The 25,795-nt window shown below is 46.4% G+C and carries 15 protein-coding genes and 3 pseudogenes; 9 read left to right on the top strand and 9 right to left on the bottom strand.

What is annotated here, in order from left to right; all coding sequences use genetic code 11:
• Window positions 1–20: 20 nt before the first annotated feature.
• Window positions 21–848 carry a type I methionyl aminopeptidase gene (map, locus tag MC7420_RS03010; protein ID WP_006098545.1) on the bottom strand — a complete coding sequence of 276 codons (828 nt, stop codon included), beginning with the start codon at window positions 846–848 and terminating at the stop codon, window positions 21–23.
• 335 nt (window positions 849–1,183) lie between these two features.
• On the opposite strand from map, the gene MC7420_RS03000 reads away from it, so the two are divergent.
• The 4 genes and pseudogenes from MC7420_RS03000 (at window position 1,184) to MC7420_RS02980 (ending at window position 7,301) form a co-directional block, all read left to right on the top strand.
• Window positions 1,184–1,798 carry a Uma2 family endonuclease gene (locus tag MC7420_RS03000; RefSeq protein ID WP_044204932.1) on the top strand — a complete coding sequence of 205 codons (615 nt, stop codon included), beginning with the start codon at window positions 1,184–1,186 and terminating at the stop codon, window positions 1,796–1,798.
• 173 nt (window positions 1,799–1,971) lie between these two features.
• A pseudogene (locus tag MC7420_RS02995) lies at window positions 1,972–4,264 on the top strand (VIT domain-containing protein).
• A gap of 274 nt (window positions 4,265–4,538) precedes the next feature.
• Window positions 4,539–5,686, top strand: a pseudogene (locus MC7420_RS44000) (ISAs1 family transposase).
• Window positions 5,687–6,505: 819 nt separating this feature from the next.
• Window positions 6,506–7,301 (top strand): annotated as a pseudogene (locus tag MC7420_RS02980) (RNA-guided endonuclease InsQ/TnpB family protein).
• A gap of 46 nt (window positions 7,302–7,347) precedes the next feature.
• Here MC7420_RS02980 and MC7420_RS02975 read toward each other — a convergent pair.
• From MC7420_RS02975 to MC7420_RS02955, 5 genes are all read right to left on the bottom strand, one after another.
• Complete coding sequence (locus tag MC7420_RS02975) at window positions 7,348–8,169, bottom strand: tetratricopeptide repeat protein (protein WP_006098646.1); 822 nt, start codon at window positions 8,167–8,169, stop codon at window positions 7,348–7,350.
• Window positions 8,170–8,653: 484 nt separating this feature from the next.
• Window positions 8,654–9,889, bottom strand: a complete 1,236-nt coding sequence (locus MC7420_RS02970; protein ID WP_006098532.1) for a transporter substrate-binding domain-containing protein — start codon at window positions 9,887–9,889, stop codon at window positions 8,654–8,656.
• 102 nt (window positions 9,890–9,991) lie between these two features.
• Window positions 9,992–10,432, bottom strand: a complete 441-nt coding sequence (locus MC7420_RS02965; protein WP_006098541.1) for a pentapeptide repeat-containing protein — start codon at window positions 10,430–10,432, stop codon at window positions 9,992–9,994.
• Between the two features lie 281 nt (window positions 10,433–10,713).
• Window positions 10,714–11,358 carry a DedA family protein gene (locus MC7420_RS02960; protein WP_006098423.1) on the bottom strand — a complete coding sequence of 215 codons (645 nt, stop codon included), beginning with the start codon at window positions 11,356–11,358 and terminating at the stop codon, window positions 10,714–10,716.
• A 243-nt stretch (window positions 11,359–11,601) separates the two neighbouring features.
• Window positions 11,602–11,850 carry a Ycf34 family protein gene (locus MC7420_RS02955; RefSeq protein WP_006098751.1) on the bottom strand — a complete coding sequence of 83 codons (249 nt, stop codon included), beginning with the start codon at window positions 11,848–11,850 and terminating at the stop codon, window positions 11,602–11,604.
• Between the two features lie 126 nt (window positions 11,851–11,976).
• Here MC7420_RS02955 and MC7420_RS02950 point away from each other — a divergent pair, with 126 nt between their 5' ends.
• Window positions 11,977–13,218 (top strand): CCA tRNA nucleotidyltransferase, encoded by a 1,242-nt coding sequence (locus MC7420_RS02950; protein ID WP_006098641.1) that lies wholly within the window; start codon window positions 11,977–11,979, stop codon window positions 13,216–13,218.
• Window positions 13,219–13,695: 477 nt separating this feature from the next.
• Here the strand turns inward: MC7420_RS02950 and MC7420_RS02945 are convergent, their stop codons facing one another.
• Window positions 13,696–14,553 carry a hypothetical protein gene (locus MC7420_RS02945; RefSeq protein ID WP_006098335.1) on the bottom strand — a complete coding sequence of 286 codons (858 nt, stop codon included), beginning with the start codon at window positions 14,551–14,553 and terminating at the stop codon, window positions 13,696–13,698.
• Window positions 14,554–14,933: 380 nt separating this feature from the next.
• Window positions 14,934–16,010, bottom strand: coding sequence for an NAD(P)/FAD-dependent oxidoreductase (locus tag MC7420_RS02940; protein WP_006098552.1), 1,077 nt, complete (start codon window positions 16,008–16,010; stop codon window positions 14,934–14,936).
• 82 nt (window positions 16,011–16,092) lie between these two features.
• On the opposite strand from MC7420_RS02940, the gene MC7420_RS02935 reads away from it, so the two are divergent.
• The 3 genes from MC7420_RS02935 (at window position 16,093) to MC7420_RS39060 (ending at window position 19,194) form a co-directional block, all read left to right on the top strand.
• Window positions 16,093–16,935 carry a YaaW family protein gene (locus MC7420_RS02935; protein WP_006098602.1) on the top strand — a complete coding sequence of 281 codons (843 nt, stop codon included), beginning with the start codon at window positions 16,093–16,095 and terminating at the stop codon, window positions 16,933–16,935.
• A 327-nt stretch (window positions 16,936–17,262) separates the two neighbouring features.
• The gene (locus tag MC7420_RS02930; protein WP_198016361.1) at window positions 17,263–18,690 is read left to right on the top strand and encodes a hypothetical protein; all 1,428 of its coding nucleotides are present in this window, start codon (window positions 17,263–17,265) and stop codon (window positions 18,688–18,690) included.
• A gap of 354 nt (window positions 18,691–19,044) precedes the next feature.
• The gene (locus tag MC7420_RS39060; protein WP_157453004.1) at window positions 19,045–19,194 is read left to right on the top strand and encodes a hypothetical protein; all 150 of its coding nucleotides are present in this window, start codon (window positions 19,045–19,047) and stop codon (window positions 19,192–19,194) included.
• A gap of 212 nt (window positions 19,195–19,406) precedes the next feature.
• Here MC7420_RS39060 and MC7420_RS34805 read toward each other — a convergent pair whose 3' ends face one another.
• Window positions 19,407–24,974 carry a PAS domain S-box protein gene (locus MC7420_RS34805; RefSeq protein WP_006098654.1) on the bottom strand — a complete coding sequence of 1,856 codons (5,568 nt, stop codon included), beginning with the start codon at window positions 24,972–24,974 and terminating at the stop codon, window positions 19,407–19,409.
• Between the two features lie 245 nt (window positions 24,975–25,219).
• Between MC7420_RS34805 and MC7420_RS02915 the strand changes: the two genes are divergently transcribed.
• On the top strand, window positions 25,220–25,657 hold the full coding sequence (locus MC7420_RS02915; RefSeq protein WP_006098536.1) for a hypothetical protein: 438 nt from the start codon (window positions 25,220–25,222) through the stop codon (window positions 25,655–25,657).
• Window positions 25,658–25,795 lie beyond the last annotated feature (138 nt).

The raw sequence follows: 25,795 nt of genomic DNA, 5'->3' as shown, positions 1-25,795 counted from the left end.
TCTATCTTAACTCGACTTGTTCACACTTTGCTGCGGTCAGTTAAAATTTCGTACCCATCTGCTGTCACCAATACAGTATGCTCAAACTGAGCGGATAGGGCATTATCGACGGTTACGGCAGTCCAACGATCCGATAAGATACGGGTAAACTTGGAACCTGCATTAATAATCGGTTCAATTGCCAGAGTCATCCCTTCCCGTAACTTTACATTGGGCATTTGCCGAGTGCGGAAGTGAAACACAGAGGGTTCTTCGTGCAGGTTGCGTCCCACGCCATGACCGGTGAAATCTTCCACCACAAAAAAACTATTGGCGTTAACATGATCTTCGATCGCCCCCGCAATGTCAAGCAGGTAGTTCCCCGCTTTCACCTGTTCGATTCCTTTATACAGTGCGGCTTCTGCCACTTCTATTAACTTGGCGGCGTTGGGTTTAACATTACCCACGGCAATGGTAATACAGGAGTCGCCATGGAAGCCTTCATAGTAAGCCCCGGTGTCAACTTTCAGCACATCCCCCGCCCGAATCACCTTTTTGCGACTGGGAATTCCATGCACCACTTCGTTGTTGAGACAGGAACAGATTGAAGCCGGGAAGCCGTGGTATCCTTTAAAACTAGGCGTTGCTCCCATTTCGCGGATGCGCTTTTCGGCATAAGCATCCAAATCCGCCGTCGTCATCCCCGGTTTAACCTGTTCGGAAATTTCTTTGAGAACGGTAGCGACTATTTTAGACGCCTGCCGCATAATAGTAAGTTCAGACTCGGATTTAATTTCGATGCCCCGACGTTGTTTTTTCGGACGGGATTGCTGGGCGGGTTTGGAAAGCAGGTTACTGAGAATATTCATATAAACGATGAAACCGAGAATGGGTGAGCTTTATGTGGAGATCACCTTGCCTCTTCCTATCCTTGGCAGAAAGCCTGCTGACAAAAGGGGTACGTTCAGGTTTCAATTCCCCGATGTTGCCGATTCAATGAGTTTCTGTCGGCTGGGCAAGGGTGATCCGGTGACAAAGTTTTATCTTATCATTAATTAGGCTAGCTCCGGCTTATTTGCCAGATATCGTGTTAATCAACCCTTCTTTGAATCTGATAAACAGGCACGGCATTGCCGTGCCCCTACGGGTTCGATTCCTTTGGTTATTGAAGTTGATGTCCCAGTTAAAAATTGTGGTGATAATTATGGTTCAATCCTTACAAAAACCCATAACTTTCGCTGAATTTATCCAATGGAAGCCCGCAAATAAACGCTATGAACTGCATGATGGAGTCATTATTGAAATGCCACAGCCTACAGGTGAACATGAAGACATTGTGGGATTTTTAGCCGAAAAGCTGACCTTAGAATATGTCCGCCTCCAGCTTCCCTATTCTATTCCCAAAACGGCGCTGGTTAAATCAGCATCAAGTGAATCGGCTTATTCGCCAGATATCTTGTTGATCAACCGTTTGAATTTGAGCAACGAACCGTTGTGGAAAAAAGAATCTACTTTGATTCTGGGGGCTTCGATTCCTTTGGTGATTGAAGTGGTTAGTAGTAATTGGCGGGATGATTACTACAAAAAATATGGGGAGTACGAAGGAATAGGAATTCCTGAGTACTGGATTGTTGATTATTTGGCTCTGGGCGGTCGTAAATTTATTGGTAATCCGAAACAACCAACGGTTTCTATTTATGTTTTAGTGGAGGGAGAATACCAAGTTAGTCAATTTCGAGGGAATGACTGCATCCAGTCAGTTGCTTTCCCTAACTTACAGTTAACCGCTGAACAAATATTTCAATCGGTTAGTTGTTAATGATGGCAGTTGAAGCGTGAGTCCCGTTGGCGCGATCGCGTTCATCTATCCCTAACGTGCAGCTCTACGGAAACTAAGCTACCATAAACGCATTATAACCCTACTGAGTTTAACGTTTCAGGGAACAGAACTCCTCTAAACCTCAGAACTCCGATAAAAAAGGACAGATAACCATGACCCCCGTTCAATCTACCCCCCCCAAATACAACGGCTTATATTGTCAATCTCCAGACGGAAACTCTCTGGTTTTCCCCCTCAAGCATACCGAGGTTGAGGCGAAAATTGCTGGGAACCTGTCACGAGTAGAGGTAACGCAGCGATTTGAGAACCCTTTCACCCAACCGCTAGAAGCCGTCTATGTCTTCCCCTTACCCGATGAAGCCGCCGTGGATGACATGGAAATTAAAATCGGCGATCGCATAATTAAAGGAACGATTAAAAAGCGGGAAGAAGCCCAACAGATTTACGAACAAGCTAAACAAGAAGGGCGTACCGCCGGATTACTGGAACAAGAACGTGATAATATCTTTACTCAATCCCTGGCTAATATCAAACCGGGTGAAGAAATTGATGTCACGATTCGCTACACCGATAGCTTGAACTTTGAACAAGGGGACTATGAATTCGTCTTTCCCATGGTGGTGGGACCTCGATATATCCCCGGTACAACCATTGATGAAAGTGGCGATACCGATGAAGTCCCCGATGCTTCCCGAATCACACCGCCTATTGTACCTGAAGGAACGCGATCGGCACACGATATCGGCGTTACGGTGGAAATTGATGCAGGTGTACCAATTCAAAATGTCCATTCCCCTTCTCATCAGTTGCAGATAGAAACTCATGGAGAAATTGTCCGGGTGCAACTGGGCGGTGATGATACGATTCCGAATAAAGACTTAATCCTGAGATATCAAGTAGCCGGAGACAATACCCAAGCCACCGTCTTAACTCAATCTGATCAACGGGGCGGACATTTTGCCCTTTATTTTATCCCCGCTTTAGACTATCGCCCTGATCAGATTTTTCCCAAAGATGTGGTGTTTCTCATGGACACCTCCGGTTCTCAACAAGGCGCACCTTTGCACAAATGTCAAGAACTAATGCGGCGCTTTATTCAGGGGTTAAATCCTGACGATACATTCACGATTCTTGACTTTTCTAATGCAGTTCGCCATCTCTCCCAAACTCCCCTGGCTAATACACCGGAAAATCGAGAGTTAGCCATCAATTATATCAATCAATTACACGCCAGTGGCGCAACTGAAATGCTCAGTGGAATTCGGGCTGCGATTAATGTTCCAGCACCAGAGGGGCGCTTGCGGAGTGTGGTTTTGCTTAGTGATGGATATATTGGTAATGAGAATCGCATTTTAGCCGAAGTTCAGCAGGAACTTAAACCCGGAAATCGGTTATATAGTTTTGGGGCGGGGAGTTCAGTTAACCGCTTTTTACTTAATCGTATTGCTGAAATTGGACGCGGAATTTGCCGGATTATTCGTCATGATGAACCGACGGAAAAAGTCGTTGAAAATTTTTTCCGCTCAATTAATAATCCCGTGTTAACCACCATTGAACTCAACTGGAATGGAAGCGGAGAAACCCCAGAGATTTATCCCGCAATCGCCCCCGATTTATTTGCCCAACAGCCTTTGGTACTATTTGGACGAAAGCGCGATCGCATGGCGGGCGATTTACAAATTAATGGTACTACCGCCAAAGGTGAACGCTATGAAAAAACGTTCACGCTCAATTTTAGCGAAACTGGAAATCCAGCCATTGCTCAATTGTGGGGACGGGCGCGGATTAAAGACTTGATGAATCAAATGGTTACTTATGAAACTAAATCTGGAGTTGAGGCGGTAACCGATACAGCATTAACCTATCAGTTATTGTGTCAATATACCGCATTTGTTGCCGTTAGTGATGATGTGCGGGTAGAACCCGGAAGCCAATCGGTTTCTATGAATATTCCCGTGGAAATGGCAGAAGAGGTTAGTTATCAAGGCGTTTTTTGGTAAAGCAGCATCTCGTTCAATGTCAATTCAATCAAAACGACAAGCCTATTTAGCCAGTGCGCCAGGTATATCCGATGAAAGTCTCTCTCTTTCCAGTGAAGCAGCCAAAGTTGGTGCTATGTATTTGAGGCTACGTCAAAAGCCCTCGTCTCCAGCCGCCAATAATACCCACTTAGAAGTAATAAGCGTCACCGGATTGGAGCCAAGTGACACCCTTTCATTGACCCAATATTTGCAACAAATAAATTTACCCGCTAATTTAAGTGGTGAAATCGTCTTCGAGTTTACGTTAAGTAAAGGGCGCGTCGGGCGGATTATGTTAGAGGAAGAGGCTTCAACCTTGAAAACAGCAAATGTGATTGAGTTAATTAAGCGACATTTGCTCAAGTGGCGTCCTTCTCAATCGGTTAATAGCACCGTAGTGTTAAGATTGCGAATTCAGTCGTAGGATTTAGCTGAATAGAACAAACTGTAGGGGCGCACCGACGTGCATCCGTGTCAACTTAAGCTCAACCCCTCACCCCCAGCCCCTCTCCCACGCCGGGGAGAGGGGAGCAAGAGCATCCGATCCCCCTTCTCCCGTGCAACAAAAGCGAAGCATCCTCTGTCCTCCCCCCTCTTGTAGCAGGGCTAATTCATTGTGATGAGAGAAAATTAGGACGACCAGAATTTAGCGTAAACTAAATCTTGCAGCCATAGTTTAATCGAGTCATTTGCTTGCTATGAAGGTCAATCTCCTGGAAGCCTTAACCCAAGTGCCAGACTTTCGTGCCGCAAGAGGACGGCGTTATCCTTTGTGGTTACTTCTTTTGCTGGTGATTATGGGAACTCTGAGTGATTGTTTAGGTTATCGTGCCCTGGAAGATTTTTGTCGGAGGCATCATGAGGCATTGGTGACAACTCTGCAATTACCTCCGACTCGTTTTCCTTCTGACTCCACTTTTCGGCGGGTGATGATGGGAATAGATTTTACAGATTTAGCTAATATTTTTAATAATTGGGTATATAGTAGTCTTCCTCAGGGAGAACAAGACTGGTTAGGAGTTGATGGTAAAAGTATTAAGGCTACTGTCAGCAATTACGACCAAGCTTATCAAGATTTTATTAATGTAGTTTCGGTATTCAGCGCTCAAAAAGGAGTTCCCATTGCTCTCCAACAATTTCACAACAAACAAGGGAGTGAAATTGCTGTTGTGCAAAATCTCCTAGCTACTTTAGACCTAGAAGGAGTTGTTTTCACTTTGGATTCCTTACATTGCCAAAAAAAACTGTACAGTTAATTATAGAAGGTGGCAATGATTATGTGATTGCTGTTAAGGGTAATCAAAAACGTCTACATGAACAAATTAAGCTGACTACTGAACAAAGGTTACCTGTTAGCCTTGATATCACCACAGAGCGCCGAAGTGATCGCATTACGACTCGCTCCGTCTCGGTTTTTGATGACCTGAGTGGCATTAGTTATGATTGGGAAGGTTTGCAACGTTTAGTTAAGGTAGAACGCTTTGGTACACGAGCAGGTAAACCCTATCACCAAATAGTATATTACATCAGTAGTCTGACTATCAATGCAGCACAATTTGCCCAAGGTATTCGGGGTCACTGGGGCATCGAGAATCGTTTACATTGGGTTAAAGACGTGGTGTTAGATGAAGATAATTCTCGGATGCGACAAGGTAACGCTCCCGCTAATTTTTCTATTATTCGTAGTTTAGTATTAACTATCTTGCGCTACAATGGCTATTCATCTATAACCACCGGAATTCGGCTGATTAGTCATAACCTGGAACAAATTTTTCAGCTAATAAGAAATGTGCCGACTCGCGTTGTTGAGCCAAATCCCAAAACCTTTATGGTAAGCAGCTCCTAGGCGAGTCCTAGTTTATTCGCGATCGCCTTGTTGAGCCAAACCCCAGAACCTTTGTGGTAACCAGCTCCTAGGTGAGTCCTAGTTTATTCGCGATCGCGTAAAGTAACTATTTGTTCTAATGGTGTTCTTCTAGCCCAGAGTCGTCTTGCCGTCTGATACCAAATCCAGTTCCCATACCCCCCTTACAAAGACATTTTTGAAAACGGTAAAAGCCTTATGTAACATTGTTGATGGCGTTTTGCTGTTCTAATTTATAAGGTGGTTCTCGCAATCGGATTTGGTATGAATAGTCCTGGTTGCCCTAATTTTCTCTCATCACAATGAATTAGCCCTGCCTCTTGTAGGGGGGAACGAGGGGGGTAGGGGGAAACGAGGGGGTCCGGAGTTGGGGTTAGGGGATGAGGGGGAAATGTTGAGGAGTAGATAGACACGGTTTAAAACCTTGCCAGCATTGGTTTTCTACCTTAAGTTGACACGGATGACAGACGTGCGCCCTGATCAAAGGGTAGTGGCGTGGCACACCTTATTTGATGAATTAACCATTAGCCCCAAAACCGTAGGGGCGCATGGCGTGCGCCCGATTCAATCGTAAAATATATCCCACAATTTTAGCTCTGTTCGCCGGAAGCCCCACACCATACCTGTACTTCGACAGGCTCAGTAACAACCCAGGTTGGTGTCGGGATGGATAGGCGGGTCATTGTCGGTACAGAAATGACCAATAAATTAATCGGGTGAGTGTTGATTTTCGATGTACCTCTTTAGCGCTGAAACTGTAATTGGTGTATATTAAGATAGTCACCAGCCTTTGGGGAGACAATGAGAACCGCTTATCAGTACAAGCTACGCCCAACCAAACAGCAAGTCATTGAACTTGACAGATGGCTAGCTATGCTGTGCGCTGAGTACAACTATTTGTTGGCTGATAGATTCAACTGGTATGAGCAAAACCGTTCTCCAGTAAACGCTTGTCCCTTAATCTGTCATCTTCCTGAATTAAGAGACCACCCAGATTCAATTACAGGGATTGACGTAGGTTTAAAGGAATTCTTGACAACTGCCGATGGTGAAACTATTGCGATACCTCAACATTACCGTAAAGCTCAAAAACGGTTAGGAGTTATCCAGAAACGGGTAGCCCGCCGAAAAAAGGGGAGTAAGGGTAGGCTTAAGGCTATCAAGCAACTAGGAAAACAACACAAGCAGGTAGCAGATAAACGGAAGGACTTTCACTTCAAGACAGCTAATTATCTGCTGTCGAAATATGATGTAGTTGCTCATGAAAATTTAAATATTAAAGGACTTGTTCGCACCCGATTGGCTAAATCTGTGTTGGATGCTGGGTGGTCAAACTTTCTGTCGATACTGACAAACAAAGCCGAGAATGCTGGGAAGTTGGTAATTCCAGTAAGCGCCCATAACACATCACAAGATTGCTCCAATTGCTTGCGGCGAGAAAGTACCCAAAAAGTTGCACGTTCGATGGCATGATTGCCCCCATTGTGGATGCAGTCTTGACCGTGATCATAACGCAGCTATCAACATAAAAAATAGAGCGGAGGGGCATCCCGTTCTTAAAGCTCAACGTCTCCTACGCAATAGCCGGATTGGTTGAGAAGCCTACACTATACCTGTACTCAGGTTAGTGTAGGAGTATGTCACTATTCCAACTGTAAAAATTTATCCAACGCCATCACCATCGCGGGGGGCCAACGGCGGATATTTTCCACCCAATCGATGTCTTTATAGCGCTGATCTAACCCGATAGCAGCTACCCAGTTACTCTCGGCTTCTCCTTGATTCCCGTTAACCCATAAGGCGGCGGTGAGTGCAGCCCGAACATCGGGAAATTGGGGATATTTGCGGATTAGTTTGCGGAGTTCCAGGATTGCTTCTTTTTTCTCGCCAATTTGATAAAGGGCGAGGGCGTGGTTAGCCCGGGCGAAGGCAAAATTAGGGGATAAATCAATGGCTTTCTGGTAATTCGCGATCGCGGCTTCCCATTCTCCCTTTCCGGCGTTAGCGTTTCCCAGGTTGTTGTACGCCATCGCGTCATCGGGGTTAATCTGCAATACCTGTCGATAATCTGCGATCGCCTTTTGCCATTCTCCCTTTCCTTCATAAGCTGTCCCCCGGTTCAAATAGGGATCAGGGGCGTCGGGCGCTAACTGAATCGATTGATTAAAATCTGCGATCGCTTCGTCTAATTTATTCTGACTGACTCTGGCATTTCCCCGATTACTCCAGCCTACAGGATTATCGGGTAACAGTTCAATCAGTTGTGTCCAATACGCTTCAGCCGTGGCAAATTCACCCAGTTGTGTCGCCGTAAACGCTTTTTGCCGCAATTCGTTGAGCTGCTCAATCTGAGCCTGGGTTAAATCAGGGATTTGGGCTTGTGCCATCACTGATGGCGTTATCCACAATCCAGAGCATACCAGCACTAGCACGATACCGCATAAACTGACAATCCAACGTTTCATGAGAATGTTAAAATCACAGAGGCTATTGATCACTGTACAAGCAATCGGCTTCCACAGCTTCCAGACGCGCCATGGCGCGTCTCTACATTGCTCCCCCAGCTCCCTCTGCTTCCCCAGCTCCCCCTCACCCAATCTCCCCCTCACCCAATCTCCCCCAAACTCCTTTTCACTCTATCTTTACGGATTTCTCACGCACTCTTCACACACAGGCTACTGAAACCAGTCGTCGCCTCTGTAAAAAGGAACATACCCAAATAAATTGATAGTCTTTCTCAACAAACTTTGATTAGCTTAAGACTATTTCCCTGAGGGGCATTGGGTAAATTGAATTGAGAAAATGCGAATGAGTTATCAAGAAATCCGCTGGTGGACAATCGCTGTTTTAGAGATTGCGATACTGGTGAGTTCGCCGTTCTTAATCCGTATATTTTATCACTTGCCGTAATCTGGAATAACAATACCCCATTGAATTTCAGCTCTGAAACTACTGTGTGGACATACCAAACCACTCTTGGTACAACCCTTGGTATGTCCCATCTTCCATCAACTTTAATAATGTCAAATTAATTGCTTCCCGCCAGAGGCTCCCTTCGGGTAGCGCAATCCCATAATTTTGTTGTTGAAATGTCGGCTCAATCAACTTAACCTTGCCTTGCCCTTCAGATGTCGCATAATTCTGTAGAGCAGGTGCATCATAAACCACAGCATCCACTCGTTCATCCTCTAAAGCTTGATAAGCCTCTGGCAGGGTTTTAAACAAAATAGATGCCACTCGATTATCCTGTAGATACTCTTGAGCCGCACTTTTTTCCACTGTCGCTACTCGCACATGATGCAAATCCGCAGGCGTTGCGATCGCGCCGCGCAATCCTTGCAATGTGAAGCTAGTGGTAATACTGGCGGTGAAGTAGGCAAAGATAAAATAGCCTGCACACATCCAAAATAAAGCAAATAACCGTCCTAATGCCTTTTTTGGGGTTTTATCTCCATAACCCACGGTTGTCACTGTTACCGCCGCCCACCAGAAGGATTCCCAGATACCGGGTAGGTAAGATTTGGGAAACTCCTCGTTATGCTGGCGTTCCACGAACCAAATCAGATGAGCTGCGATCAATAAACAGAGGACAAAAAATCCTATTGCATAATAAAGGGCTGGTGTCAATAAAATGCTCAAAGTTCCTTGGAAAAGAGTACCGAGGAGGCTACGGTTCTGAGCAGATACCATAATTTGCAACCCGGATTCAAAATAGGGGTAGGAAAAATCAATGGTTTCTTCCCGTTCAGACGTAATCGTCACACCCGCGATCGCGACATCAGCCATCTCCTGTTCTATTTCCTCTAAGAGTTGACCAATGGTATCCACGCCCTGTAATTGGTAGCTTACCCCCATTTGTTCGGCAAGCTTGTCCCACAGTTCGATACTAAATCCGCTATAGTTGCCATTGTCATAGATTACAAATGGCTCAAAAACCTTCGTAATCACCCGTAAGGTTGAGGATGAGGACGTGTCGTTCAACGGTAGAGTCGGATCACTATTATTTCGCGATCGCTCTCTTGTGGAGTTTGCCAAAGACACAACAGCGCCCCTATCCCCGTTGGCTAGTACCATCCTCACCGTTCCTGAGGGATGCAGTTGACTCGTGCTAGGAAACGAAAACACTAGCCAAACAACTAGCGCCGTGAGACAACTCAAAACCCAGTAACCAACCGTTTTAATCATGGTTGAGATTGGGGAACAGGTAAGTTAAGCAACAAGACAACGAATTTTAGATTTTAGCATTTGAATTCACTAAAATCTAAAATCTATTGTTCAACCGAGCCGTTAGCTTACCAGCTTTATCCCTCTTACATTAGCGTCCATTAAATAGACCTTACTCAACTTTGCCCCTCTCAAATCAGCACCTCTGAGGTTAACTCGGCTCAATTTGACCCCCCTCAAATCAGTACCTCTTAAATCAGCATCCGTTAAATCGGCACCCTTAAGGTCTGCATTTCTCAAATCTGCGCCCCTGAGGTCAGCACCGATTAAATCAGCCGCTAGCAATTCAGCACCCCTGAGTTGGGCGCGGGTCAATTTCGTGTAGCTGAGGTTGGCTAAGCTGAGGTCAGCACCATTGAGATTAGCGCCCCGTAGGTCTGCTTCACTTAAATCAGCGCCACTCAGGTCAGTCCTTTCGAGGATAGCACCCCGCAGGTTAGCCGCCGTTAGATCCTTGCCACTGAGGTCTTTTCCACTTAGATTGATCTTCACAGGCTTTTCCATGGTTTTGTTATACAGTCTTGTCTTTAATTGTTATTCATCCCTAGGGATATATTTCATCAGCCATCTGTCGCAAATGGCTTCAGTAAAATTGCTGAATATTTTAAATCTAGGGGAATTGAGTGGCTAAAGAGGAGAGATTTTTAATTAATGAAATCTTAAGGATAAGTAAACCCGCTTAAGCGCCAAACTCAGCTCTTGCACTCCTTCTAAGAGTTTAGACGGATTAATAATTTTTTCTAATCACATCAATAAGGAGAGAGTTGGCAGCTTAACGGTAATCATCACTCTGATGGTTGATCGCTAATTGATACATCTTTGATTTTACGGGACTCCAACCACATAGAAACTCCTATCCAAGCAATCACCAACAGTAGTGCCACGATGCCAAATTTCGCCATCCAAGAGACTAAGGTTTCTAGGGGAATAATCCGTCCCACAAAGAAGGATAAACTGACCATAACGGATGCCCACACAGCAGCCCCCGCTAGGTTACACAAGAAAAATTGAGAGTAGGGCATTTCTGCAATTCCTGCCATCGGTCCAGCAAAGATGCGTAGGAGTGCCACAAATCGCCCAAAAAACACCGCTCTAGCGGCATTTTCACTAAACTGCCGTTTGACTTCTACAAGTTGGGGTTCTGGAATGCGAAAGAAACCTCCTAATCGCAATAAGAATGACCAACCGCCTATTTTGCCAATCCAATATCCACAATTATCACCCAGGACAGCTCCAGTAATGGCACTTGCCAGCACAAACCAATAATTGAGTTCACCACTTCCGGCTAAGAAACCACCTACCAGAGTAATGGTTTCGCCAGGGAGGGGAACTCCAGTATTTTCCAAAGCAATCCCAGAGAAAATAACCCAATAGCCGTACTGATGTGCCAGTTCCTGGATTGTCTCCAGTGATAACAGCTCAAAAGACATCCAGTAAACCCTTTACAAAAACTTATCACCTATCACATTTTCACGTATTTTGGCAAATTGTGTCAACTCGAACGAGGTGTTGCTTATTGCAAGAAAGCCTAGCGCGTAGCGCTATATCGGTTGAGACAAGGTAGGGGATTGGGTGTAGTGGCATGATACAGTAGGGGCGCAAAGCCTTGCGCCCGATTTAACCGTAAAATTGATTCCACTATGTCAAACGCGAAGTTGTTTTGATACAACTACTTAAGTTGGCACCAACTCACCTGGACGCAGTTTTGCCCATTTGCCCATTTCTTCCTTAAAGCTGTTACATCCCACGACATCCCATTCCATCTCGACAAAATCCGCTTGAGGACGGATGTTGACATTGATGGTTGGTTCAATGGGCTCAAAATCTGGCGTTTCCGTCAGATGGGGTTGCTGATGCTGGGTTTCCACCGCATTATAGGTGGTGCATCGGTCTACATAGTGGCAGTTAACGCAAATACACATTGCCCAAACTCCAAGTCCTTTTTGTTAGCCTAACTTAGACCAGCCCTAGATTGACCACTATTTCGATGGATTTTTTGATTTGTCCGATGTCATTCGTCCTTTGTCCCCCAGTATTCGTTACTCACGATGAATTCTGACTTATCGGTTCTGTCTCCTGAAAGGTTTCCCTTCAGTCTAGAGTGGCTACCGCCTCAAGCCTGCTTAGTCGGTGGTGCGGTACGAGATGCGTTGCTGAGACGACAGGCTGACTATTTGGATTTGGACTTTGTGGTTCCCCATGAAGCGGTGAAAGTCGCCCGCAAGCTGGCAAGTCATTACAAAGCTGGGTTTGTGGTGCTAGATGAAGCGCGACAGATTGCCAGAGTTGTTTTTGATACCGCCACCGTTGACATCGCTCAACAGGAAGGGGAAACCCTAGAGACTGACTTGTATCGACGTGATTTTACCATTAATGCGATCGCGTATAATCCCCAGACCCAGCAAATTATTGATCCGTTGCAGGGTGTAGCCGATTGTCGTGCTGGAATTATCCGCATGGTATCCCCAGCGAATCTCCAGGATGATCCCTTACGATTACTGCGGGCTTATCGCCAAGCCGCTCAACTGGGTTTTACGATAGAATCCACGACTCAATCCACAATTCGCCAATTGGCTCCCTTACTGGCAAACATAGCAGCCGAACGAGTACAAGTTGAATTAAACTACCTGCTGCAATCGCCGCAAGGAACACCTTGGCTTACCGCTGCTTGGCAGGATCAATTACTTCACCATTGGTTTCCGGATACGAAGGCTGATAACTTCACCCAAATCGCTGCAACGGATAACGCCGCGAGTGTACTGGCTCAAACATGGCAGACATTAGCCAGCCAACTGAAAACCCCAGTCAGTGGCAAATCCTTATCGTGGTTAAGTTTAGCAAAATTGACGAACGTATTACCCTCTGAGGTTGAACCAGCACAAGCCAAACTTTTACAGTTAAAATACAGCCGCGCCGAAATTCGGGCTGTGTTGATTATGATTCAATACTTACCCCAACTTTTATCTCATGTCACCTCACCCATGAGCTTAAGAGAGCAGTATTTTTTCTTTCAAGCTGTCGGGTCAGTTTTCCCCGCTTTAGCGGTTCTAGCGGTTGCAGAAGGGGTATCGGTTGAGTCAATCGCTCCCTTAACCAATCGTTATTTAAACCCAGAGGATCAAGTATCTCATCCGACTCCATTGGTAACGGGTCATGATTTGATCCAACAGTTAAAGTTACCACCGAGTCCTCAAATTGGCGAGTTACTCACAGAGATTCAAATTGCCAGGATTGAAGGCAAAGTTTCGACTCGTGACGAGGCGTTAGCTTTTGCCAAACAGTTGATATAGCACCACGAGGTACGGAAAGGACATCAGTTAATCCCAACAGGGAATGGGGAACAGTAGAAAATGTCCTAACCTGCCTTGGTAATGCTATATAACAACGCTCAAATTGTGGGATGGATTTTACTATTAAATCGGGCGCACGTCGGTCATTGGTGTCAACTTAAGGTAGAAAACCAATGCTGGCAAGGTTTTAAACTGTGTCTATCTACTTCTCAACATTTCCCCCTCATCCCCTAACCCCTTCTCCCGACCCCCCTCGTTCCCCCCTACAAGAGGGGGGATGACAGAGGATACTTCGTTTTTGTTGCACGGGAGAAGGGGGATCGGATGCTCTTGCTCCCCTCTCCCCGGCGTGGGAGAGGGGCTGGGGGTGAGGGGTTGAGCTTAAATTGACACGGGCGCACGTCGGTGCGCCCCTACAGTGTTTGGATATAAGCGTTATCCACTACATTAGTTGTGCCACTCCATTTCCCTTTTTTCCTAACTGACTAACTTTAAACCATGATGCCGTTCGCTATCTTCCTCAACCGTATTTTGAACAGTATACTGATTTGACTGTAGCGCCTGTCGCATGGAGACAATCTGTGCCATCATTTGTTCAAGTTGATGGTCTATTCTCTCAACTTCTGAGGTTGTTGGCGATGACGGTTGTGCATCTTGGGGTGGGGTATTACCGAAGACTGCTTGAGCTGATGCTAAGGATGCTGCGAGTGCTTGCATCGAGTTCACTTGAGCGGAAGTAATCGGTTGCTCACTCATAACCTGCGGTTCCACTGGCGGCGGCGTTTCAATCACATCTACTGGTGCTGAATTCGCTGGAGACGATATCTGTTCCTCTAATGCAGTTTGCAACGATACTTCTTCTATCTCTGGAGTGTCTTGCTCCATCGCGTTTACGGGTGCAGGTGTCTGAGTGTCTTGATTTACTGTGGTACTGGTTAATTCTGTCGCCTGTTTATCCAACCAGTTTTGTAGCCCAGACGCATCTAACTGAGATTGTGAGCTTCTGATGTTATCCAGCAGTTTTTGCTTTTCGTCTAATGTCTGGGTTAATTGGGCAAGTTTTTGTTCAACAACAGCCGATTTCCGATTTGACTGTTGCCACCCCATCATGGCTACACTTGTGAGTCCCACACCTGCGCTCAGTAAGCCCGCTACCCCTAGATACTGAGGGGCAAAGTCTTTCAATTCGCCAAAAAAAAGCGGCTCTTCTTGAACTTGAACCGTCACAGGTTTGGAACCGAATAGATTGAGGGGTAGAGTCAAGGTTGCAAATACGGCTGCTGAAAGTGCTACGGGTGTAAGAATGAATTTGATGGCAGTTGCACTGGTTGTCATTGGTAGTTCCCTCTAAAAGTTACCTGCGTTTGTGGTGATACCTAAGGTGTATCAGCCGTTTTCAACAGTTTTGCAGATTACCCCTGTTTATGAATTAACGGCTCTAACCCCGAAAGGAGTATGAAGTTGTAGCGCACCTGATCTTCAAGAGCAATTCATTGGAGCCGTTTAAAGTTCATCGGATAGATGAAGGCTTTATGTACTTGAGTTGAGTTTGCTCTCTCTTTTACTTAATTTAATATAATTTTCGTCAATTGTATATAAAGCTTTTATGAAGAATTTATTCAGGGTATAAATACCCAATGAATTTATTTTCACAGAGAAAAAATTTCATCATGTTTTTTTCGGAAACCCGCCCTGACGTCACTGGGCAGGTTTAGTCATATCTGGGTGCAGCAAGAAAGGATAGTAATCAAACCCGCCCCGACAAAACTTATGACTTGATCGGGTAAGGAAAGTTGCCGCAAGTGTTGATTTATCTTAACGGCGGCGGCTAATCCAGACTTGATCGCACTTTCAATTAAATTATTCCCACACCAATCGCCACAACACACAAGGGGTAAGGGTGTAGTTGTCACCAGACAATCTTTATCGGCAGGAGTTCTGGGAAAGGCATAGCGCCAGCGATGGATTTGGAACCAATCCGGAGTCTTGAGCCAAGGAACGAGGATTTGAGCCGCGTGAGTGAGTAACTGTTGACCCGCTTCCTGTAAATCGGCAGCTTCTAGATAAGGTTGAGCAAACTCAGCCGTACTATGAAACACACATATTAATGAAGTCGAATCAGACCGTTTGCTGCTATCTACACCAATCCAAGCTAAATTAGCATCGGGTGAACAGTTGATCGAGCCTGATGTTAATGGCGGTTGCTGGGGGCTGGAATAACCCGCCATGACACTCAAACAGGGGTTAAAGTCTACTGTCTGTAGACTCTCTAAGAAATTAGAGGGGAACTCTTTTTCTAGGGGTTCAAGCACTGTTAATGCTTGGGGGGCGGGAATCGCCATAACCACGGCGGCGGCGGTTAAGTTGTTGTCAGTTTCCTCAGGTGTATGATAGGTAATCTGCCAGGTTTGTTCAGGAGTAGGCGTGATCGCACAGACGCGGCAGGAGAAGCGGATATCTAAATCCTGAGCCAAATATTTGGCAATAGCTGTCATACCTGTGGGGGCGACATACCGAGGAGATGGACATTCAGCCTGATCTTGATTATCCATCCAACGATGAAGAATGCCGCGATCGCACAATGTCTCAATTAGCTGCTGGGATAACTTGCCTTTCGCCTCTAGAAACGGCACACCATGATCAACTGGGGTTCCCTGAATCCGCCGAGTTGCCACTCGCCCACCAACACCACGAGACTTTTCTAAGACAACGACTCGATACCCAGCTTGGTACAATTGTTGAGCGCAGATCAGTCCTGCCATACCTGCACCGATAATCGCAATATCAAACACGACAAAATCTCCTGTCCGGTTGATGCTAAGTATACAGGTAGAATAGAGAACAGTAGTGGCTTAGGGGTTGGAGGGAATACCATTGGATGAACTCAGAAGCGCCTTAGAACTGGCAACGGAAGACGAATTACAACAACTGACACAAATTTTGTTCCGTCGTCAGTTTAATCCCCTAGACTATCTGCAAACCCCTGAACCCATCGACGTTCAAAGTCAAGATCGGCAGGTGTGGTTGGATACTCTAGAGCAACGGTTTCGCTTTTTAGCCGCCGATGGGATGACTGTGCTTAAGGGACGCACGAATGATTTCACTTACCGACAAGCGCTGATTCAGGTTTGCCGTTACCTGAAGATTCCTTATTCTAAAAAACTATCCACCACGGATCTGGAAGCAGAAATATTTCTTAACCTGATGAGTCGCGCCTGGAAAAAATTACCCCCAGCCGAACAAAAATCGCTTACTGTGCGGGTACAGCGCTCATTAGCCCAGTCGAATCAATCCCAACCGTTACCGGCACATATTCAGCACAATCCGATGGATTTGTTGATTAAGGGGGGTTCGGCGTTAGCCGTGTCTTCGATTGTCAAACCAATTATTCTTAAACAGGTAGCGCGTCAGTTTGCCATCCATTTTGCCCGTTATCAAGTGGCAAAACAAGCAGCGGTTCAGGGAGGTGCAGCAGCAGCGACTCAGTTTCAGAATTACCTGGTGCTGCAAACCGCGAAGCGGGGAATGGCTGCGAATGCAGCACGTTATGGGGCAACTCGCACTTTATTTGCTTTCGTTGGACCAGTATTGTGGGGCTATTTCTTCGCCGACTTAGGCTGGCGTGCGATCGCGACAAATTACGGTCGGATTATCCCCACTATATTAGCATTAGCCCAAATTCGCTTACTGCGGAGCGAGTGTTGGGAACCGGTGTAGCGTTGTTGTCCGATTAATGCCAATAGTTTTAGGAGAGTGGTGAGGGCGGGTTGGGTTGAGGGGTTAGCCGTTTGTAGTTGCGCTTCAGCGCGATCGCATCCCGTTGATGGGGATAACAATATCACAATCCCGTAGGGGCGCATAGACGTGCGCCCTAACCGAAGTATAGCCAGGAAATAAATTTCCGGCTTAAAGCTAAAGTAAGCTAAAGCTTACTACATTCAAGTTTCTCTATATATCTCTAAGCTGTTTTGATAAAGACGCTCTGCTTCTTCCGAATTATACCGAAGACATTCAAGATCTCCTAACATACTTAATGATTTAGTGGTGAGGGCGGGTTTTGTTGGGGGGTTGGGGGTTGATGTTGTTGCGTTAGCGTCTAAACCCGCCCCTACGTTATTTGGGGATGGCGGGTTGAATGTGGGTTTTGTTGGCGTGGTGAGGGCGGGTTTTGTTGGGGGGTTAGGGGTGGATGTTGTTGCGTTAGCGTCTAAATCCGCCCCGACATTATCTGGGGATGGTGGGTTGAATGTGGGTTTTGTTGGGTTGGTTGCGGTGGTGAGGGCGGGTTTTGTTGAGGCGTTGGAGGTTGATGTTGTTGCGTTAGCGTCTAAACCCGCCCCTACGTTATTTGAGGATGGCGGGTTGAATGTGGGTTTTGTTGGGTTGGTTGCGGTGGTGAGGGCGGGTTTTGTTGGGGGGTTGGGGGTGGATGTGGTTGAGGTAGCGTCTAAATCCACCCCGACATTATCTGGGGATGGCGGGTTGAATGTGGGTTTTGTTGGCGTGGTGAGGGCGGGTTTTGTTGGGGGGTTAGGGGTGGATGTTGTTGCGTTAGCGTCTAAATCCGCCCCGACATTATCTGGGGATGGTGGGTTGAATGTGGGTTTTGTTGGGTTGGTTGCGGTGGTGAGGGCGGGTTTTGTTGGGGGGTTGGGGGTTGATGTTGTTGCGTTAGCGTCTAAACCCGCCCCTACATTATTTGGGGATGGCGGGTTGAATGTGGGTTTTGTTGGCGTGGTGAGGGCGGGTTTTGTTGGGGGGTTGGGGGTTGATGTTGTGGCGTTAGCGTCTAAACCCGCCCCTACATTATCTGGGGATGGCGGGTTGAATGTGGGTTTTGTTGGTGTGGTGAGGGCGGGTTTTGTTGAGGCGTTGGGGGTTGATGGTGTTGCGTTAGCGTCTAAACCCGCCCCTACGTTATTTGGGGATGGTGGGTTGAATGTGGGTTTTGTTGGTGTGGTTGCGGTGGTGAGGGCGGGTTTTGTTGAGGGGTTAGGGGTGGATGTTGTGGCGTTAGCGTCTAAACCCGCCCCTACGTTATTTGGGGATGGTGGGTTGAATGTGGGTTTTGTTGGTGTGGTGAGGGCGGGTTTTGTTGGGGGGTTGGAGGTTGATGTTGTGGCGTTAGCGTCTAAACCCGCCCCTACGTTATTTGGGGATGGTGGGTTGAATGTGGGTTTTGTTGGTGTGGTGAGGGCGGGTTTTGTTGGGGGGTTGGGGGTGGATGTTGTGGCGTTAGCGTCTAAACCCGCCCCTACGTTATTTGGGGATGGTGGGTTGAATGTGGGTTTTGTTGGTGTGGTTGCGGTGGTGAGGGCGGGTTTTGTTGGGGGGTTGGCGGTTGATGGTGTTGAGGTAGCGTCTAAACCCGCCCCTACAGGAGATGGGGTAGATGGGGAATCGGGATTGACATTTGGCGCGTTTTGGGTTTCGGGATTTTCCCCCAAATCGGCAACCTCTCGCCAATCATAGCCGAGTTTATTACAGAGTTCGAGAAAGTTTAAGTGGTCAACGGGTTTACCGTTGAGAAAGTTCCATGCGGTGTTTTTCGATACGTCTACGGCTTCGGCTAAGTCAATCTGACGCGGGAAGCCATTGCGCCTGAGTGCTTGTTTCAGCTTGGGGATATAGTCGGGATGAACCTTTGTACCTCTGGACATGCGCGATCGCACAATCTTTTTCTCAGTATACCAATAGTAATAATCCTACCTGGGACTAAGTTGGGACTAACTTGGGAGAAAGGGGTTAACCAGTGGGTTGGGATTGGGATTAAACCTGGGATTCGGGGGTGTTTGATGGAAGAGTAAACCATTCAACCCGATTGTGATGAATAGGAAGCATTCTGAACTTTTGCTAAAAACCTTGGAAGTGAGTACATTTGTCGTTACTCTGTACACCTATTCGGCTTTTGTGGGAATTGCGGCGGCGGGTTTAGCGATTTATTGTTTACTTCAGCAAGCGCGGGAGGAGGGGTAGTATTGTGTTCGTTCGTAGTAGATGAACCTTAGCATTAGATTTTGTTGGGTTGAGCGAAGTCGAAACCCAACCTACAATACTTAATCTCAATCAAAGTCCCCCTTTTGAAGGGGGATTTAGGGGGATCAAAAGTTAAATGGTGCGTTACTTCGCTAACGCTACGGTTTGATAATGTAGGATGGAACATTTCAGGATTCATCGTTTATATAAGCTTATCCGGTGAGTAAGGCATTGATAATTGTTGCTAGTTTCTTCAAGTTCACAGGTTTAGTCATATAATAGGATACACCTGCGGCTAAACATTTTTCGCGATCGCCTGACATGGCTAGGGCGGTTATGGCAATAATTGGAATGGTGGCGGTGCGGGGATTGGCGCGAATTTGTTGGGTGGCGCTTAACCCATCAAGTTCTGGCATCTGAATGTCCATTAAAATCAAATCAGGCTTGCGCCGTTGGCTGAGTTGTACGGCTTCTTTGCCATCTTTTGCCATGATCATTTCATAGCCGATTCCCTGTAAGTAATCGGATAAGGTTTGGGTGTTGGCTTCGTTGTCTTCCGCCAATAAAATTAAGGGAGTCGTTCGCGATAACGTTGTATCTTCAATGTCTGATACACTACACCCTAGCGTCGCCTTTTCTGCGGGGTAACTGATGGAATGATTCACTGGATGAGAACGCCAAGGTAGTCTCACGGTAAAACAACTCCCTTTTCCGATTTCACTTTCTACAGTTACCCATCCCCCATGTAATTCCACAATTCGCCGGACTAATGCTAATCCTAACCCCGTTCCCTGATGACGCCGGGATAAACTACTATCAATTTGGACGAAAGACTGAAACAGTTTCTCCCGATGTTCTTTAGCAATTCCAATTCCCGTATCACTGACACTGATATAAAGCATCTCATTGGGGGAAGTGTTGAATGTTAACTCTTCCTCCCCCTCAAGGGTATGGTTGGTAGGGGCGGGTTTAGGGATTTTCTTTTGGCTACTGATAGTAACGTTTGAACAAAACCCGCCCTGACTAAATGTAGCGTTTACTTCCTTGTCTCTCTCATCTCCCCCATCTTGCTTACGAATTTCCACCGTCACCTGTCCCCCTTCTGGGGTAAACTTCACCGCATTACTTAATAAGTTAATTAAGACTTGCTGTAAGCGTCGTTCATCACCCAGAATTGTCCCTAATCCTGCTGCGATGTTTCCCGACAACGTAATATTTTTCTCTAACGCTAGCGGTTTAATCAAAGATAAACTCGCATCACACAGTTGGCTAATCCTAACGGCTGTCAGGTTTAACTCCAACTTCCCGGATTCAATCTTGGCTAAATCCAGAATATCGTTAATTAACTCCAGTAAATGTCTACCACTTTTTTCAATCGTGGCGAGAGACTTGCGCTGCTTTTCGGTAATCTCTCCATAGACTTCTTCTTGTAAGCTTTCTGATAACCCTAGAATCGCATTCAGTGGCGTTCGCAATTCATGACTCATATTTGCCAGAAACTCGTCTTTTAACCGAGTGGCGTGGGCGAGTTCCGCATTGGTTGTGGCTAAGATATCATTATTGTGGCGCAATTGCTCGTATAATTGAGACTGTTTAATCGCGATCGCGAGTTGGGTGGCTAGGGAGACGAGTAACTCTATTTCCCAGGTTTGCCACTCTCGCGGATGGGAACATTGATGGACAATGAGTAATCCCCAGAGGATATCCTGTTGCACAATTGGGACAACCAGTTTTGCCCGGATTGCATACTCCCGCATGAAGTCTACCATACAAGGTAAAACATCTTCGCGATCGCGATCGGCTAAAGTATACACTTTTCCCTGAACATAATTCTGATAACAGGTTGGCGGAAAGGCTTCCGCCGGAAAGATACTATTCAATAACTGGGGAAATCCTGAGGCTACCCCTTCCGCAATTACCCGTCCCCGATTATCTTCAAAAAGCTGATACACTAATACTCGGTCAGCCATCAGTAATTGTTGGATTTCTTCAACCGTCGTTGTCAAAATTGTCTCCAAGTCTAGGGATTGACGAATGCGTCGAGACATCGCACTGATTAATCGTTCTCGTTCCACCTGTTGGCGTAGGGTTTCTTCTACCTGTTTGCGCGATGTAATATCTGACGCTGTACCTAGAATCTGTTTCGGTTTCCCCTCAGATGTGCGCGTAAAAATTGTATCCCAACTATATAACCAACGCCATTGACCATTCGCATGGCGCATCCGATACTCACATTCAATAATATCACCATCTTTTGCCGTATCAAAGCGTTGATGCTGGCGTAAAACTTGAGCTAAATCATCGGGATGCATTAGGGATTCAAACAGTTTGGATTCCATCTGCTGAATCTGTTCCGGGCTATAACCCAGCACTTGAGCAACGGAACGGTTAATATAGATATTGCGTTGTTCGGCGATATCATAAATATATAACACATTCGGATTCGTATCCGCAATCCGTTGGATAAATCGCTGACTCTCTTGCAACGCTAGTTCTGCTTTTTTGCGATCGCTAATATCCCGAAAATAGACCGATAACCCGTCTTCCGAGGGATAGACTCGCACTTCATACCAGGTATTGTTCGACGCATACAACTCCTCAAATGCCATCGGTTTTTGTTCCCGCGCCGCTTGGCGATAGATGGTTTCAAATTTTGTTCCCATGGCGTCAGGAAATTCATCCCAGATACATCTGCCAATCATATCCGATACGGGACGATTAATTAAGGGGGCTAAGAGGGAGTTAAAGTGAGTGAACCGCCAATCCTGATCCAGGGCAAAAAAGCCTTCGGTAATACTTTCTAATATATTATTAATCTTGCGATGGGAATCTTGTAGGGCTAATTCTGTTTGCTGGCGTTCCTTAATTTCTCGGTGGAGGTGTTCCACTGTCTGTTCTAACGCCGTTGTCCGTTCTTGCACCCGCTTTTCTAAGGCTTCATTTAAGTGTTTCAGCGATTCTTCTGCTTGTTTGCGATCGCTAATATCTCGATAGGCGCTTAAAAACAAGAGTTGATTGTCTTGGTGAATAATCGAATGGGAGACAAGCAGGGTTTTCTGGACGCCGTTTTTATCACAAAATGTTGTTTCAAAGGTGCGGAGTTTGCGCTTCTTACTGGGACTTTTTTGCCATTGCTTCACCTGCTGATAGAGAAGCGGATCAGGATACAGTTTCGCCATGAAATTCTCACAACGATTTGCCTCTTGGCGGGTATAGCCCGTAATTTGCTGCATTTGATGATTAAAGATACGGAATTTCCCCTGACTATTACTTAGGGTAATTCCTTCGCCCACGGTATCAATCACCGTAGACAATTGTCCCGCCATGGATTGAATCGCTTGTTCGGCTTTTTTGCGTTCGGTAATATCTGTAACCGTGGTTACCCGCAAACAGCGTTCCCCTTGTTGCATGATCGGTCCAGTGGTAACCTGAATATCAATAAATTTACCATCATGACGCCGTACTTGCCATTCACCGGAATGATGGGGGTCAAGGAATTCGGTTAAGGATCGTCCTAATAAATAATCACGGGGATAAGCAAACAGTTGACAGAAGGCGGGATTAACCCGTACCAGTCGCCATTGTTCATCAGTAATACATAAGCCTACCGGGGCAGATTCATAGAATAACTCTAAGAGTTTCTCACTGGTTTGGGCGTGTTCCTGCGCTTGTACCCGATGGGAAATATCCAGCCATGCGCCAATAATTTCTTGGGGAATCCCTTGGTCATTGCGAATCAGTTTCCAATCATCTTGTAGCCAAAGATACTCTCCATTTTTCTGTTTAAACCGATATTCTTGAATCGAATAGCCTTGCTGAAACAGTTGAGCAAATCCGGTGAGAACGGTGGGTAAGTCTTGGGGATGAATGTGATTTAACCAAAAATCTGGTTGTTCCAGGATTTCGCCGGGGGTATAGCCAATCAGGGCGGTAATATTATCACTAATAAACGTGGTTTGATAGGGCGGAATAAACTGGCGACTGTAAATAGCCGTGGGACTCGCCGAGAGTAAATAATGCAGTCGTTCTTGCGTCGCCTTTGCCAACTGTTCTGCCTTTTGCCGTTCCGCCAGTTCCGTTTGGAGTTGGGAAAACGCATTCGCTTGTTGAATCGCGATCGCGATTTGCACACTGAGTTGTTCTAATAAGTCCAATTCCTGAGGTTCCCATGGGCGAGGGGCGGCACAATGATGGGCAACTAATAAGCCCCAAAGTTGTTCGTTAATAATAATGGGAACGGTGAGAATGGCTTTAACTTGAAACTGTTCCAGGAGTTCTAAATGGCAAGGAGTTAACCCTTGATGATAAATATTATGCGCCACCTGACGCCGCCCATTCAGATAGTCAGCGCCTTTGGTTTCTTGGAAGTAAGCATCGCGAACTTGGGAACCGAGAACCGAGGGAAAGTCACCCACCGATTCCGCCACAATCTCCCCACTCCAATCCTCGGCAAACTGATAAACCAAGACGCGATCGCAATGGAGTAACTGGCGCACTTCTTTAACCGTGGCTTGGAAGATATCCGGTAGTTTTAAGAAGCAGCGAATCCGTTGGGCAATCGAGCGTAAAATATGTTCCCGTTCCGCCTGTTTTTGTAATTGGTGGGTGCGGGATTGGACTAATTCTTCCAGTTGAGTATTGCGACTTTCTAATAACTCAATTTTTTCCGCTTCTAACTGACCGATGACTTGCTGGAGTTGGTCAATCACACCGTACATTTCCATCGGATCAAGAACTTGCAGCAACCGCGTTTGGGTAACAATTCCCAGCAATTCCCCCTGATCGCCCGTAACCACTAATCGCCGCACATAACGACGCTGCATTTCCTGATGGGCGTGCCAAAGATTATCCTGGGTACGCAGGTAAAATAGAGGTTGACTCATCACATCCTTTGCCTGTAATCCACTCAGATTGACACCTAATACTTGAAACTGGACAATATCCCGTTCGGTGATAATTCCTACAGGTTTTTGTTGATTTCCAGCCGGAAACTCTTGACATATATTACTTTTCACAGGATCTGAAAACCCTCTCTCCAAACCTCTCTCCTGCAAGGATAGAGGCTGTGAATTCTCCCCCCTCGCCGGGGGGAATGAGGGGGGTTGGGGGGTTAGAACTAATGTCGATTTTTCTAAATGGCGTGAACAGTCAGCTTGACATATAACCACACAACTGACTCGATGTCGTGCCATTAACTGCGCTAGTTTCAGCACTGAGGTATCCACGGTGGCTTGAATCACCGTCCTATTCATCACCTCATCCACGGTTCGTAGTTTCAGCAAATGAGAGGGTTCAATCACCGAACGCAGGGTGGAAAGGGTAATTAAACCCAGTAATTGTTCCTGATCATCCACCACAGGCAGATGACGAATCTGGTATTGTTTAAGAATACCTAGAACGCTAAAAACATCTCGAAACTCGCTCGATTTGAGGCGATAATCTGGGGGACTCATCACCTGACGAATACTCACCCCCGCCAAATTGCGCCCTTGTGCAGTTAAGCGCACCACATCCCGTTCAGTAAAGATACCCACAAGCTGGGTTCCCTGAGTAACTAAGACACAGCTAGTGGAAGGAGACAGTAAGGGGTTCTGCGGGGATTCTGGCGTCTTTTCTCCCTCCTGGGAACAGGAACATCCCTGCACCTGACTCATTCGCGCCAAAACCTCAACCACGGGTGTATCCAGCGTCACCGTAACCGGAGTGCGATCGAGGATATCGTCAAGTTGGGGAGAGTGGAAGCACCAAGGTTGATTCGGGAGATGAGGAGAGGATGCCATAAGGATGCTAAACTGATCAGCGATAAGGGATTAAGTCATGAAGTCGAATGGGGATCGTCTAAGTGACTATTGGGGGATAGTGGTATACTATCCCCTCCCTTTTCAGCATACAGTTTCGAGCATTGTTCGTAGTTGCGCTTTAGATCGCACTCATGAATGTCTCAGGCTACAATCGATACCAGATCCTGATCTCCCTATAGTGCCAGACTTCCGGTTGCGTTCCTGATTGAACCTGTGTGGATACGATGAATACTCAACTCACCCCCTCCCAACTGAATTCCTATCAAGCAATATTACCCAATGATGATCCCGCCCAGGACGCGATCGCAGTTCTCAAAGACCATAATGGAGATATTGAGGCATCGTTTGAGGAACTGTATTTTCAGCAACATGGTCCAATCCCCGATTTTCCTGACAAATCCCTGTGGGAAGTGACGCTGAACCAGTTGCGTCAGGAATTGTGTGGTGATGATAGCTTCCGCACTAAGGTACAGGAATATAGCAAGAATCCGGGAAGTACACCTTTGTTGACGGGATTAATTGTGTATTTGGTGGGATTAGCTGGCTTACCCCTTGATCCTGCGATCGCCACTGTGGTGGTATTGTATATTCTCAAGATTGGGTTAAATATTTTCTGTCAATATACAGAACCCTCCGATTCCAAATCCTTACCAGGTGAGTAGGGGCGCACCGATGTGCATCCGTGTCAACTTAAGGTAGAAAACCAATGCTGGCAAGGTTTTAAACCGTGTCTATCTACTCCTCAACATTTTCCCCCTCATCCCCTAACCCCAACTCCGGACCCCCCTCGTTCCCCCCTA

Origin of the sequence: Coleofasciculus chthonoplastes PCC 7420, assembly GCF_000155555.1 — a bacterium.
Taxonomy (GTDB): Bacteria; Cyanobacteriota; Cyanobacteriia; order Cyanobacteriales; family Coleofasciculaceae; genus Coleofasciculus; species Coleofasciculus chthonoplastes_A.
Note: the sequence above shows the minus strand (reverse complement) of the source record. Positions and strands in the feature narration are given on the sequence as shown.